The sequence below is a fragment of the Moorena sp. SIO4A5 genome (assembly GCF_010672005.1).
In the GTDB taxonomy this organism is placed as follows: Bacteria; Cyanobacteriota; Cyanobacteriia; order Cyanobacteriales; family Coleofasciculaceae; genus Moorena.
This window is the reverse complement of record NZ_JAAHHZ010000147.1, coordinates 1-13,783: the sequence shown is the minus strand read 5'-3', so window position 1 is coordinate 13,783 and position 13,783 is coordinate 1. Positions and strand designations below refer to the sequence as shown.

Sequence of the window (13,783 nt, the reverse complement as noted above, 5' to 3'; positions counted from 1 at the left end):
CTTCTCTTAAATGAAGCGTACGCAGAGCCCTGGCTTTAGCCAGACCACGAAGTGCGCCCTTCAGGCGATCATGCCAAAGAGATGCCCCTTCGCGATCGCATTTATTTTGACTTTTCAGACATCCTCTTAGAATTTAGAATTAAGAATTCAGTAAGCCTGTTTCTTATACTGATCAGGTATATTCAAGTTTCTTACCCTGACTCCCGACTCCCCGACTCCCGACTCCCGACTCCCGACTCCCGACTCCCCGACTCCCGACTCCCGACTCCCGATTCCCGATTCCCGACTCCCTACTGCTATGGAACTGCAAGCATTACCCGTAACCTACACTGACATAGAAGCTGCCGCCAAACGCCTATCGGGCAATGCCCATCAAACCCCAGTCCATACCTCCAGAACGGTCAACCAGCTCACCAACGCTCAAGTCTTCTTCAAATGCGAAAACTTCCAACGTATTGGTGCCTTTAAGTTTCGAGGGGCTTATAACGCTCTGTCACAACTATCTGAAGCACAAAAACAGCGAGGGGTTCTCACCTTTTCTTCTGGTAATCATGGCCAAGCGATCGCATTATCTGGCACTATCCTCGGTATCCCCACCACTGTAGTGATGCCCAAAGATGCCCCAGCGGTCAAGCAAGCCGCTACCCGTGGCTATGGTGCTGAAGTAATTTTATATGATCGCGCTGAATTGAGACGGGAAGCATTAGCCGAAGAGTTATCACGCGATCGCAAACTCACCATCATTCCTCCCTACGATCACCCCCACATTATTGCTGGACAAGGTACTACTGCCAAAGAACTCCTAGAACAAGTCGGTCCACTGGATCTGTTACTGGTGTGTTGTGGTGGTGGTGGCTTACTCTCAGGATGTGCGATCGCAACCAAAACCCTATGTCCTAATTGCCGTGTGATTGGTGTAGAACCAGCACAGGCCGATGATGCCACCCGTTCCTTCCATAGCAAAATCCTCCAAACTGTTGACAATCCCAACACTATTGCTGACGGAGCCAGAACTCCCAGCCTCGGCAAACTTACCTTTCCCCTAGTCCTTCATTACGTTGATGACATGGTAACTGTATCGGAAGCTGCGATTATCCGTACCATGTTTTTCCTCTGGGAACGGCTAAAAATTGTAGTTGAGCCCACTGGTGCCTTAGCTGCTGCTGCCCTACTTGAAGGGATTATTAAAATGCCCAATGCTCGGATTGGTGTCATTATCAGTGGTGGCAATGTCGATTTGAAACAAATTGGTCAATTGACTGGAAAATAGATACTATATCATGTTCGGTTGAAAACTTATAAAAGTAGGTAATAGGGAACAGGGAACAGCGGATCTGGGAACAGGGGATGACGAGGGAAATTACCTCCGAAAAGTCAGCTATGTTTTTTTTTATAAATGATTATCTGAACATGGTATAATCCCTGTTCTGTCACTTTCCGCAATCAAATTAAGAACTGGGAGATTTATAGCGTTTTCCAGCCTAATGATGTACACATATTTTTTTATTTTTACGTGTTGCCTGTTACTTGCTTACTTGTTCCCTATTCCCTATTCCCTATTCCCTGTTCCCTAAAACCCAAATGTACCTCACATAATTGAAAACCGCTATACCATTAATTAATAAGGCCAAGATGACATACTTTGAACAAGAGGATATCCTTCACCTTACCCTGTCTGATGAACCAGAAGCAGGTAGTGTCGAAATTAGTCCTAACATTACCGCCGAACTCAATGAAGCAGGAGAATTAATTGGAATAGAGATTATCCAAGCAAGTTTCTTCATCCGAGACGCGATTCTAGAATCAGCCCAGGGGAAGCTCTTGAATCTTTCGGCTAAGCATTCAGCTTAGGGACTTGCGTGTAAAAAAAATACCAATTAAAGTAGGGTGGGCAAAGTTATCTTATCTAGAAGACTCATTTTAACCAAAATGTTTTTGCCCACCCTACAAGCTAAAATCTGGTCTTTTATTTTTTGGCTACTTGCGTGTAAAAAAAATACCAATTAAAGTAGGGTGGGCAAAGTTATCTTATCTAGAAGACTCATTTTAACCAAAATGTTTTTGCCCACCCTACAAGCTAAAATCTGGTCTTTTATTTTTTGGCTACTTGCGTGTAAAAAAAATACCAATTAAAGTAGGGTGGGCAAAGTTATCTTATCTAGAAGACTCATTTTAACCAAAATGTTTTTGCCCACCCTACAAGCTGAATGCTTACCAAACCACACCAAGTATAGGAAACTTACTTACTGGCTATCTCAGATTTTTGGTTTAAATCTTCCACTAACTTTACTAGATCACCATTAGTCTCTGCCCATGACTCCCGCTCATTCCTAACTTTACCGAGGTGGGATTCAACATTGTCTGGTGTAATTAGAACACCAAAATCCTCTGGAACAGTGTGAGCTTGATAACTGAATAGGCGATTCAGGATTAGATCACCTACTTCTTCGCGATAATGAGAGCTATCCCAATAGTTTTTCATCTCTTCGCTAATCGCTTCTGTGGTAATGCTGTTATAGCCAGAGAAATCCCACACTGGTGTAATCTCCACTAACCGACGTTTCCATTCTTCAAACACTGGCCACAGTCTGGTAACCCGAAGACTTTCCCATTGAGTAGCATGGGATGGTGATATAAATACTTTTAGCTCTATCCCTTTTTCCTTACAGGTATCGACAATGTCTTGAAGATCATTCAAAAAACTAGCGGAAAGTCGATATTCTTTATAATAGCCCTCACTTGTCATTAAGCCCTTGAGCATCTCCTGAAACCCTGCTGGTAAAGGTTTCTTGGGCTTATTGTTATAAATAAAACGCCTACCATTGGCATCATAGAGAAAGTAAGCCTTTGAATTGATACTAGAACTTAGAGTGGCTCTACTAGCATTAAGCGCGTTTAGGGATAGGGTCGAATTAATCAACTCTTGCAGGGGAATAGTTTCTTGATTAATAAGACTTTCCTTAAAATCTGGAGCATTAGTTTTCAAGTCATTGAACATGAAAAAGTCAATACCAATCACAACGGTTTTTAAATCCGGTTGATTAGTTAGAGCATGGTCAAAATAACGTTTAACTTCATACATATTTGGACCAACTAGTGCCAAATTGTATCCGGACTTTCCTGGTTCCAGTCCTGGGTGGTTTGGGTTAAGTCCCAGGTCAGTTCGTGATGAACCTAACAAAACGATTTTGGGTTCATTACGAATAACATCTATAGCCTTGAATAGTCTAACATGGTTAAATTGTTCAGGTTTTAACTGATTTAGACCGGGTAACTCTGGGCTATTTATAACTCCGTAAGGGTCAACAGCAGCGTTCAATAAGCCAAACCCAAATAAACTGGGAAAGGTAACTGCTGCCAAGGTTAGGTTAAATCGACGATAGGAGTTCATATAGATAGGATTGCAATTGCTATAGTGCTATTTGCTTTTTAATTTTAACAGTGAAAATATGGGATGAAACAAAAAAAACCTCAGCTGATCCTGAGGCTTGTAAGCTATATCTGCTTGAGTAATTGTAGGAGTAATTGTAGGGTGCGTTACTAACACACTCTACTTAGACAACACTTAGACAACAGTTAAGTTAACCTGTGCTACCACATCGTTGTAGTCTTGGTCACCACCACCAAACAGATCCTCGAAACCAAAGGTGTTATCCCCTAGCAGGCGAACGTGGTCAACTCCATCTGGGTTAGCCCCCACGAAAGCAAAGAAGGCATTCAGGTCGGAATCCTCTTGATCTGCATTAGAAGGATTATCAGCTAGGAACTCCGCTACTGTACCATCGGAAATCAGGAATGGAGCCAGTATTACCCCACCGGATACTCCAGCACTTAAGTCTACCCGATTGGATAGTGCAGCTTGTGCATAACCAGCATTACCAACACTAATACCGTTAACTGTGCCACTTTCATCATCAATCCGATACCAGCCAACGGTATTATTGAAAGAAGCTTCACTGTTGACCACAAGACTACCAGTAACTGTACCAGTCACGTCCCTCAAATCCAGCAGTTCCCGTTGCCCTTGAATCTGGGTAGTGCCTACTCCCACTGGCGGAGTCGAACCTGAACCGTCTGAGACAACTACAGTGGCATCATTGTAGTCGAAGTCATTGCCATCTTCAAAGCCCAAGGTTAACGAACCATTGCCATTGTCAGTGACCTGTACATGGTTCTGACCATCGCTATTAAATGAAGCACCACTAAAGAATACGTTGGAGGTAGGATCCTGTCCCCCTAGCACCCCATCTTTAGAGCCACCTTGGATTACGTAGAATACCAGGTTATCGTTGACGTCAAAATTGTCGATGATGCGGGTGGGTTGAGCACTACCTAAACCGTCAGGGAGAACAGAGAAAATTGTCTTAGCCTGAGATAGAGCAGCTTGTACATAACCACTCTGACCAGGGGCAATGCCATTGATTGTACCTTCGGCACTATCAACAGCAAATACTCCAATTTCACTGACCTCACCAGCCTCGCGACCTGTAAGAGTGAATTGGAGTTGGGATGTTCCAGCCGTGTCGCCGGTAATCGTGAAAGTATTATTGGCATTCTGAGTCAGAGTCGAGGATACCGGACCGACAGGAGTACTCTCTTCAATGGTGATGTCAATAGTGGCTGTGCTACTACCGCCATTGCCATCGCTTACCTCGACAGTCAAGCTATCAGTGCCAGTGAAGTCGGCATTGGGCGTATAGATAATAAAGTCATCTGTGCGATTATCCGGAGTGCCATTATCATTGACTGCTGCCGTACCGTTGGTTGGATCCGTGACAATGGTAAAGGTTAGCGGATCTCCATCAGGATCAGAGTAATTAGCTAGAACATCAATGGTAACTTCAGTGTTTGGCTCAGTGGTAGCAGTATTGTTACCGCCTGTCACTACTGGAGCTTGATTAGCAGCAGTGACATTAACGTTAACGGTAGCTGTGACTGGATCATTGATGCCATCATCTATCTGGTAGGTGAAGCTATCAGGGCCAGTGAAGTCCGCATTTGGCGTATAGGTAATGGTACCATCTTGATTGACTTCTGCCGTACCATTAGCACTCTGCTGGTCAAGGGTTACAGTCAGAGCATCCCCTTCAGGATCAGAGTCATTAGCTAGGACATCGATAGTAACTGCAGTGTTTGGTGCAGTGGTCGCAGTATCCTCTACCGGTACTGGAGCTTCATTAGCAATGACATCAACACTAACGGTAGTTGTAACTTCATTGACACCATCACTGAGCTGATAAGTGAAGGTATCAGTGCCAGTGAAGTCCGCATTTGGCGTATAGGTAATGGTGTTATCTGGATTGACTACTGCTGTGCCATTACCGCCCTGAGCGTCAATGACCACAGTCAAGGCATCATCTTCAGCATCAGTGTCATTAGCTAGGACATTGATATTAACTGCATTGTTTACGGCAATAGTAACAGTATCCTCGGTGGGTACTGGAGGTTGATTAACAGCAGTGACATCAACGTTAACGATAGCTGTAACTTCATTGACACCATCACTGACTTGGTAGGTGAAGGTATCAGGCCCAGTGAAGTCCGCATTTGGCGTATAGGTAATGGTGTTATCTGGATTGACTACTGCTGTGCCATTACCGCCCTGAGCGTCAATGACCACAGTCAAGGCATCATCTTCAGCATCAGTGTCATTAGCTAAGACATTAATGGTAACTTCGGGATTGCCATCATTACTAACAGTGTCATTTACTGCAACAGGAGCTTCATTAATCAGGTTGAAGTCAATATAGTCAAGTCGAAGAAATTCATTCTCGTCACTTTGCCCGTTAATGGTGATTTGAGTGCCCTCGGCAATAAATATGCTTTCAGTAACGGTTATATTCTTGAAAGTCTCAGCATCAGGTAAAGTACCAGCACCAGGATTGGGATCATTGAGAGTGAATGAAAACGTCTCATCACCAATAGTGACATCGAATTGGCTATTCCCGTCTGTCTCATCAGCAACGTTTAAGATAACCTCGTAAGTGCCACTGGGCAAATCTAAGATTGTATTTGTAGTCGTAGCACTGCCCTGACTATTCCTATTAGGTAAATGGATTACTATTCCACCTGATGCATCGGTATTATTTTCCTCTGTAAAATTAGTTAGAGTAAAGCGGGGGTCTTCAAATTCAAATCTTGCCATAATATTTCGTCTTAAAAAACTCCTCGGTTGCTAAGGCTGTGGGCACTTAACGTTGACAATGATGGTAAGCATATGCGCTACGCGCAGGCTACGCCAACAGCTATTAGCTAAAGGCCTTTGGCCACGCTACTTGAGGTGCCCTCAGCAGCGGTCAGCTGATAGCTGATAGCCTTTGATATCAAGAGAATAAGTCCATAGGTTTGTTTTTACGGGTGACCCTGGCGTTACATCCAGGTCATAGCAAAATTGCTGTTGAACTTATCATTAATAGCTGATAGCATATAGTGGATAGCACAACGCTGAATGCTTATCTAATGATCTACCAATAAATAAATACCTACTTACCTCCAGATATCCGGATTTATTTTCCAGATTTATGGCAAAATGTCAGATGCCATAAGACAGTTTTAAGGATGCTCTTATCTTAATTAAAAATATTCTTGGATCCGAAAGGTTATTAAGTATTTATTGCCTTCGTCTTGTTTATATTTTTAAATAAAAATCTTAATTACAATGAAGCGATCGCTAGAAAAAATTTATCCCGTAATATCCCCTAGAAAAAGGAAAGAGCTTTGCCATACCTGCTCTTCCCTTGCTCTCCAAAAAATACCTTACTCATTGATGTCATGAGTTTTGGTTAATGTCACTAGTATTCGGTTAAGTTTATCAAGTCTTTATAGTAGTAATTTTCTATTTCTGCTAAATAAGGGAGTAGGGAGTAGGGAGTAGGCAATCGGGAATCGGGAATCGGGAATCGGGAATCGGGAATCGGGAACGGAGAAGATTTAGGGTTGTGGAACAGGCATCTTGCCTGTTTCAGCTGAAAATAGCGAAACCCCAACTGGGGATCCCCCCTAACCCCCCAAAACAGCGGGGGGAACACTCACCCTGTTTACCACACTTACCACACTCCCTGCTCCCTGCTCCCTGCTCCCTGCTCCCTACTCCCTACTCCCTCAAAAAAAGTTTGTTACAAAATCTTAAAAATATGCTATGATATAATATTTTTTGTGGTAAACTAAAAATGTGGACAAAATAAAGTCCATGGGAAGAGCCAGCCTAAGAGTTTTCGCAGGCTGCAGGCTGGCTCTTGGTCCCCCTTACAGGAGATAACTTAATTTTATGTCCCATAGACGCCTATACCCATGGGTGATGGTGAGGTTGTTACCACCCATGCCACCAATGGTTTTCGCTCGGTTCGACAACCCTGCTGATGCTAAGGGCTATGTGCAGGCTCTGAAAGCCTTGATGCCTGGTGCCAAGTTTCTAATTTTTCTTGATCACGGAGTAATTCCGTAGCACAGGCAGTTGTGTGGCACAGGCATCTTGCCTGTGACATAGGGAATAGTTGTGTGGCACAGGCATCTTGCCTGTGACATAGGGAATGGGGAATCGGGAATCGGGAATCGGGAGTAGTTGTGTAGAATAGGCTTCGATGCTGTGAGGAAAATATTGATCACAGGCAAGATGCCTGTTCTACCAAGAACCTAATTCCAGCCACGAGGTCAAATAGGTGGGGATCCCCCCTAACCCCCCTTAACAAGGGGGGGACACTTCCCACACCTCCCATAAACTCCATGCTTCCCACACTCGCGATTCCCGATTCCCGACTCCCGACTCCCGACTCCCGACTCCCGATTCCCGATTCCCAATTCCCGACTCCCGATTCCCGACTCCCGATTCCCTGTTCTATATAATAGTCACTAAAATTGGTATAATTAAAACTAACCTTCGGGGAGCATCGTAGTGTCAAAGGCTTGCTGGACTTAGGGTCTAGCGCCAACATTTTCATATATTGACCTTACTAACTCCGTGGGAAACTATCACCATGCCCCATAGAGGCGATGCCAACCGCCCAAAGCTTTTCCCTACCGTTAAGACTATTGTTACCCAGTGCCTATGTTGTTTGTTAGCACTGCTAGTAGCAGTATTTTTGATTGTTAACGGGAGTCACGCTAACCCATGCGTTTACTCTCACGAATCACACCCTGAGCCAAAATCGTGGCAGCTCAAGGGGATTGTGGCAGCACTGGATGACCCCGACCCTGAGGTATGGGTTAAAGCTTTGGACAAATTGTCTAGGTATAAATTAGATCAACTCAAGCACCCCCTTGAGATTCCTAACGAGAGAATTGAGCAGATTGCAGAGTTATTGGCCTATAAGCATGAGAGTAAGGATCAGACCGAGAATGAGAGAAAGTTGGTTCAGTCCAGAGTCCGTGCTAGTGCAGCAGAAGCTCTCGGTGAGATAGGACCAGCGGCCTATAAGTATGCTCCGCAAATTGCTGAACTGTTAACCGACGAAAATAGTGATATCCATGATAGTGCGGTATTGGCTCTGGGGAAGATGGGAGCAACCGCCTCTGAGTACATTCCCAAAATTGCCAAACTTTTAATCAACTCAGATGGTAATGTCAGTTATAGTGCCGCAAAAGCTCTCGGGCAGATGGGAGTAGCTAAAGACTACGCTCCCGAAATCGTTGAACGTTTAACCGGCTCAGATAGTGATAGTGATGTCCTTGCTAGTGCGGTATCGGCTCTGGGTCAGATGGGAGTAGCTAAAGACTACGCTTCTCAAATCCTTCCACTTTTAACCGACGAAGATTCGAGTGTCGGTTATAGTGCGGGATGGGCTCTGGGTCAGATGGGAGCAGCTGCCTCTAAGTACGCTACCCAAGTCGTTGAACTTTTAACCCACTCAGATAGTGATGTCCGTTATCATGCGGTATCGGCTCTGGGTCAGATGGGAGCAGCCGTCTCTGAGTACGCTCCCCAAATTGCGAAACTTTTAACCCACTCAGATAGTCATGTCCGTTCTAGTGCGGCATATGCTCTGGGGAACATGGGAGCAGCCGCCTCTGAGTACGCTCCCCAAATTGCCAAACTTTTAACCGACTCAGATTGGAAGGTCCGTAATAGTGCGGCATCGGCTCTGGGGAACATGGGAGCAGCCGCCTCTGAGTACGCTCCCCAAATCATTCCACTTTTAACCGACTCAGATAACCATATTCCTCATAGGGCGGCATCGGCTCTGGGTGAGATGGGAGCAGCGGCCTATAAGTACACTCCCCAAATCGCCAAACTTTTAACCGACTCAGATGACCGTGTCCGTGCTAGGGCGGTATACGTTCTGGCGCGGATGGGAGTAGCACCATCTGAGATAGCTCCCCAAATCCTAGAACTTTTAACCGAATCAGATTGGAATGTCCATTCTGCGGCATATGCTCTGGGTGAGATGGGAGCAGCACCATCTCAGTACGCTCCCCAAATCGCCAAACTTTTAACCGACTCAGAGAGTTATGTCCGTGATAGTGCAACAAAAGCTCTGGAGCGGATGGGATCATTTGAGGTAAAAAACTTACTTTATGTATTGAATGAAGTTTACCGGTACCAAAGAGAAGCACCAAGCTTACGTTTTCTGGCCTATTTCCTCAGTGGTGGGGAAAAAGACTCACTGCTCTTAATCAAGTGGCTGGGCTCACCTGAGAAATATCCCCATGAAATTCGGGTCATCAATCACCAAGAAGGGTTGGACGTTCTCAACCTATTTGCCGACATCTGGGAAGATACCCAACCTCTGTCTAAACTGCGCAAAGACTTAGAAAGGCAGATTGCCATAGTTGTTAACAAGGTGAACTGGAAGCAAGCAGATATGGATCTGCTCAAGAAACACTACAAAAATCTTAAGTCTATAGACTCCCAACTTGCTGCCGCCGTCAATGCCAAAATTATTGCCTTAGAAGGAAAGCACTGGTTTCTGATTGGGTTTCAGGTTTGGCTAGTCCATGTCAGTGGCTGGTTGTTGCTGATCATCATTTATCCTCGTTCTCTGCAAGTCCAAGGCCTAATCTGGGACTGGAAATTTCGCACCATTGTGGGCTTAGGCTATATCAGCATCGCTCTGACCTGGATTCCGTGGTTGCGCTACCGATTACTCGCTCCCTTCCGTAAGGTGCTGGTGGCCGATGCTAGCTTAGATAGCTTCGATCCCCAGGCTTACTTTCCCGAGTCTCACGTTAAAATTACACGAGCCACCCATACCCAACCGATTCAAACTGCCATTGCCCAACTCCAGTCTCCCGTGGTTCTGGTCGGGGAATCGGGATTGGGCAAATCCATGTTTCTCCGGAATTTAGTCAAAACCTCGGGGCGGCTGGCGGTGTACTTGCCAGCCAGCCAATGTGCCGGTGGTGTGCTGGAAGCGATTCAAGCTAAATTGCCCATCGCTGCCCATGACCCTAAATTCCTACAAAGCCTGATTAACTACAATACCCTAGATATCTGCATTGACGGACTCAATGAAGTCAGCCCAGACACCAGGGCTACCATTAATACCTTTGTGGAGCATCACGTCCAGGGGCATATTATCCTCACCACCCAACCCTTGGAATGGACACCCCCAGCGACGGCCAAAACCTACGTGCTGCAACCCCTGAAGCGCCAGCAAATTGCCGATTTCCTCACCTCTCGCCAAGGGATTTTGCCGGAGGATGTCCCGGTATCGGGTGTGGAGTACGAGCAAGCCTGTGACGACTATCTGGCCAGCCAACTCCACCAAACCCAATCGAAACAGGAGTTAGCCGCAGTACGTCGGTTTCTGTCCAATCCCATGGATTTGACCTTGGTGGCGCAACTGTTGGCCCAGGGCAAACACCCGGATTTGCTCAACTTGCAACAGCAGCAGTATGAGATCATGGCAGAGGACTATCAACAGATTCACCTTTGTCCCTTTCCCCTCGCTGAATTTGCTGAAACGGTCTATCAGATGCGCCTCCATGATCAAATTACCATCCCAGAAAACGACTGTTTGGATGAGTTGCAGTGTATGGAACGGTATAAAATGGTATTGACTCGTCAGCAGAAGGATGGGTTTGGTCGTACCTATCGAGAATGGAAATTTCGTCACGATAAAATCCAGGAATACTTTATCGTCCAGACCTTCCTGAAAACGGAGAATCGAGAACGTCAGCACGAGCATTTGAGTGACCCCCGATTTCGCGGTGTCTACCTGCTGCTGGCCACCCTGTTGGAGGTTAACCAAGCTCTGGTATTACGGGAAGTCCTGATTCAATCGGCTGCGGAAACCAAAGACCATGTCGTCAGTGACCAGTTCATCCAGCGGTTTAATTCTCGTCAAGAGCTAACCCAAACCACCAACAACCATGGCGTGCTTGCCCTTTACCAGAAGCATTACCAAGACCTGATCGAAATTGCTAGACTACAAGCCAGCCGACTTATCACTGTTGAAAACAACGCTATGAGTGAATCAACCTCAGACTCTAATCACTCCAACTATCATTCCAAGTATCAGTTTCAATACGATCGATCTCAGTCTCAAAATAACTTTGTCGATGGGACTCAAAGTGAGGTTAATCAAGAAATTGGTAGTCAAACTAAACACAATTATGCCCCGGAGAAAAACCAAACCCTAAGCGAAGCCGCCGCCGAAATCCAACAATTATTAAAACAATTAGAGCAAAGTAACCCCAATGCCACGGATTTAGAAAAGACAGCGTTTGTGAATATTGCGATTCCAGCAAGTACTAAACAACGGTTGCTTAGTGCCTTAGAAAGTGGTGGGAAAGAAGCCCTTAAAGAATTATTGGATAATCCTTATGTGAATGTGGGCATGGCGATTGTGGAAGGATGGCAGAATCCATCTTAGGGAACAGGGAACAGGGAACAGGGAACAGGGAACAGGGAACAGGGAACAGGGAACAGGAAGTTGTGTGGCACAGGCATCTTGCCTGTTCTACCAACAACCCAATTCCGATTCCCGATTCCCGATTCCCGATTCCCGACTCCCGTTCCCCTCCTGGGAGGGGTTAGGGGTGGGTTCCGACTCCCGATTAAATTCAGAAAATAACCTCTACTACCAAGTCATCATAGTCTAAATCACCACCACCAAAGGTATCCTCGAAGCTAAACCGATTGTCCCCTAGTAGGCGGACGTGATCAAATTGATCAGGGTTAGCGCTCAAGAAACTAAAGTAAGCATTCAGACCCGAACCCTGCTGATTCGTAGGATTCTGAGTCAAGAACTCTTCAACAGTGCCATTAGCAATTAGGAACGGAGCTAACAATACTCCACCGGATAGCCCACTGGCTAAATCGACCTGGTTGGAGATTGCAAGCTCTGCATAACCCGCATCACCGGGATTGAGATTGCCAATTTTACCACTAGCATCATCAACCTGATAAAAGCCAAAGCTATTCTCAAACACAGCTTGACTACTAACCACAATCTCAGGTGTTACTGTTCCAGTCACATCGGTTAAATCCAGTAGCTCCACTTGCCCTTGAATCTGAGGATTCCCTGTCCCCACAATCGGAGTCAAAGCCGAAGCGTCTTGAACCGTTACCACTAAATCATCAAAGTCTTGATCATCAGCATCTTCAAAGTTTAAAGTCAAGACACCGTCACTATTAGTCTCGCTTTGGATATGGTCTAAACCATCGCTATTGAAGGAAGCATCACCGAAGAATACAGAAGCATTTTGTCCTGCTAGCACTGCCTCTTTCGTGCTATTTTGTACTAGGTAAAATCCTAATTGATCTCCTACATCAAAATTGTTAATCAGACGAGTAGTTTGACCACTATCTTCAGGATTCAGCAGCACAGAGAAAATAGTCTGAGCATTAGATAGAGCCGCTTCCACATACCCTTCTTGACCAGGAGCAATACCATTAACTGTACCTTGGTCATCATCGGTGACAAAAACTCCAATTTCATTGACATTAGTAGCGTTTCGACTAATAAAGGAGAATAGGAGTTGAGCGTTGCCAGTGGTGTCACTAGTGATAGTAAAAGTATTGTTAGGGTTCTGAGTCAGAGTCGAAGGAACAAAGGTAGGGATCGAGTTAACAGTAATATCAACAGTCGCTGTATTTTGGTTGCCGTTGCCATCAGATACCTGATCGATCGCTGTATCAAGGCCGCCGTTGCCATCAGATACCTGATCGATCAAGCTATCATTCCCACTGAAATCTGGATCAGGAGTATCAGTAATAACGTCATCATTAGTATTATCCAAGGTACCGTTATTGTTAACCACAGCAGTACCATCTGGTGCATCATTTACAGGAGTAACAGTAATGTTAACGGTAGCGGTGTCAGCAGGGTTAACGCCATCGTTTAACTGATAAGTAAAACTATCCAGTCCATTGTAGTCGGGATTCGGAGTGTAAGTAATAAAATCATCGGTTAGATCATCAGGAGTACCATTGTCATCTACTACTGCACTACCATTACTGGGATCACTAATAACAGTTAGAGTGCTGTCTCCCTCAGTATCGCTGTCATTATCTAAGACGTTAATCTTAACGGTTGTATCTTCAGTGGTTGTGGCGGTATCATCTACTGCTACCGGGAGTTCGTTGGTCAGGTTGAACTCCATATAGTCAAATCGGATGAATTCATCACCATCAGTAGTACCTTTAACCTCGATCAGGTCTCCATTACGGATAAACGTGCTGGAGCTAATCTGCAAAGGGACGAAAGTGGAGGCTTCGGGGATACCGCTAGCAGTAGAGGAAGGATTATTAAGAGTGATTGTGGGAAAGACGGTACTGCCAATCCTGACATCGACGGTGCTTTCTCCATCTATTTCGTCAAAGATGCCAATGATTACTTCATAG

The 13,783-nt window shown here is 45.3% G+C and carries 11 protein-coding genes; 6 read left to right on the top strand and 5 right to left on the bottom strand.

The genetic code is table 11. From position 1 onward, the window contains the following. Positions 1-51 precede the first annotated feature (51 nt). From F6K57_RS29190 to F6K57_RS29180, 3 genes are all read left to right on the top strand, one after another. Complete coding sequence (locus tag F6K57_RS29190; protein ID WP_293071777.1) at positions 52-333, top strand: hypothetical protein; 282 nt, start codon at positions 52-54, stop codon at positions 331-333. Further along, positions 299-1,270, top strand: coding sequence for a threo-3-hydroxy-L-aspartate ammonia-lyase (locus F6K57_RS29185; protein ID WP_293071776.1), 972 nt, complete (start codon positions 299-301; stop codon positions 1,268-1,270). Before F6K57_RS29190 ends, F6K57_RS29185 begins: the two co-directional genes overlap by 35 nt. A gap of 362 nt (positions 1,271-1,632) precedes the next feature. After that, positions 1,633-1,851 (top strand): DUF2283 domain-containing protein, encoded by a 219-nt coding sequence (locus F6K57_RS29180; RefSeq protein ID WP_293020056.1) that lies wholly within the window; start codon positions 1,633-1,635, stop codon positions 1,849-1,851. A 388-nt stretch (positions 1,852-2,239) separates the two neighbouring features. Here the strand turns inward: F6K57_RS29180 and F6K57_RS29175 are convergent, their stop codons facing one another. From F6K57_RS29175 to F6K57_RS29165, 3 genes are all read right to left on the bottom strand, one after another. Continuing rightward, a complete protein-coding gene (locus tag F6K57_RS29175; RefSeq protein ID WP_293020054.1) occupies positions 2,240-3,391 on the bottom strand; it encodes a hypothetical protein in 1,152 nt (383 codons plus the stop codon). Between the two features lie 174 nt (positions 3,392-3,565). Further along, a complete protein-coding gene (locus F6K57_RS29170) occupies positions 3,566-6,145 on the bottom strand; it encodes an Ig-like domain-containing protein (protein WP_293071775.1) in 2,580 nt (859 codons plus the stop codon). Positions 6,146-6,791: 646 nt separating this feature from the next. After that, entirely contained in the window at positions 6,792-6,986 is a 195-nt protein-coding gene (locus F6K57_RS29165) for a hypothetical protein (protein ID WP_293071774.1), read from the bottom strand. A gap of 281 nt (positions 6,987-7,267) precedes the next feature. Here F6K57_RS29165 and F6K57_RS29160 point away from each other — a divergent pair, with 281 nt between their 5' ends. Next, positions 7,268-7,444 (top strand): hypothetical protein, encoded by a 177-nt coding sequence (locus F6K57_RS29160; protein WP_293071773.1) that lies wholly within the window; start codon positions 7,268-7,270, stop codon positions 7,442-7,444. Here the strand turns inward: F6K57_RS29160 and F6K57_RS29155 are convergent. Next, the gene (locus F6K57_RS29155) at positions 7,426-7,611 is read right to left on the bottom strand and encodes a hypothetical protein (RefSeq protein ID WP_293020047.1); all 186 of its coding nucleotides are present in this window, start codon (positions 7,609-7,611) and stop codon (positions 7,426-7,428) included. The two genes, F6K57_RS29160 and F6K57_RS29155, sit on opposite strands and share 19 nt — an antisense overlap. A 362-nt stretch (positions 7,612-7,973) precedes the next feature. Between F6K57_RS29155 and F6K57_RS29150 the strand changes: the two genes are divergently transcribed. Then, the gene (locus F6K57_RS29150) at positions 7,974-11,810 is read left to right on the top strand and encodes a HEAT repeat domain-containing protein (protein WP_293071772.1); all 3,837 of its coding nucleotides are present in this window, start codon (positions 7,974-7,976) and stop codon (positions 11,808-11,810) included. Continuing rightward, positions 11,767-12,039, top strand: a complete 273-nt coding sequence (locus tag F6K57_RS29145) for a hypothetical protein (protein ID WP_293071771.1) — start codon at positions 11,767-11,769, stop codon at positions 12,037-12,039. The genes F6K57_RS29150 and F6K57_RS29145 overlap by 44 nt, the downstream gene beginning before the upstream one ends. Here F6K57_RS29145 and F6K57_RS29140 read toward each other — a convergent pair. Further along, a partial coding sequence (locus F6K57_RS29140; RefSeq protein ID WP_293071770.1) for a DUF4114 domain-containing protein occupies positions 12,001-13,783 on the bottom strand: 1,783 nt, incomplete at its 5' end. The genes F6K57_RS29145 and F6K57_RS29140 overlap by 39 nt on opposite strands.

Bases quoted from the DNA above. Each gene is read 5' to 3' on its own strand.
- F6K57_RS29185 (WP_293071776.1), top strand. From the start codon at position 299: ATGGAACTGCAAGCATTACCCGTAACCTACACTGACATAGAAGCTGCC.
- F6K57_RS29175 (WP_293020054.1), bottom strand. From the start codon at position 3,391: ATGAACTCCTATCGTCGATTTAACCTAACCTTGGCAGCAGTTACCTTT.
- F6K57_RS29160 (WP_293071773.1), top strand. From the start codon at position 7,268: ATGTCCCATAGACGCCTATACCCATGGGTGATGGTGAGGTTGTTACCA.
- F6K57_RS29145 (WP_293071771.1), top strand. From the start codon at position 11,767: ATGTGGGCATGGCGATTGTGGAAGGATGGCAGAATCCATCTTAGGGAA.
- F6K57_RS29170 (WP_293071775.1), bottom strand. From the start codon at position 6,145: ATGGCAAGATTTGAATTTGAAGACCCCCGCTTTACTCTAACTAATTTT.
- F6K57_RS29180 (WP_293020056.1), top strand. From the start codon at position 1,633: ATGACATACTTTGAACAAGAGGATATCCTTCACCTTACCCTGTCTGAT.
- F6K57_RS29150 (WP_293071772.1), top strand. From the start codon at position 7,974: ATGCCCCATAGAGGCGATGCCAACCGCCCAAAGCTTTTCCCTACCGTT.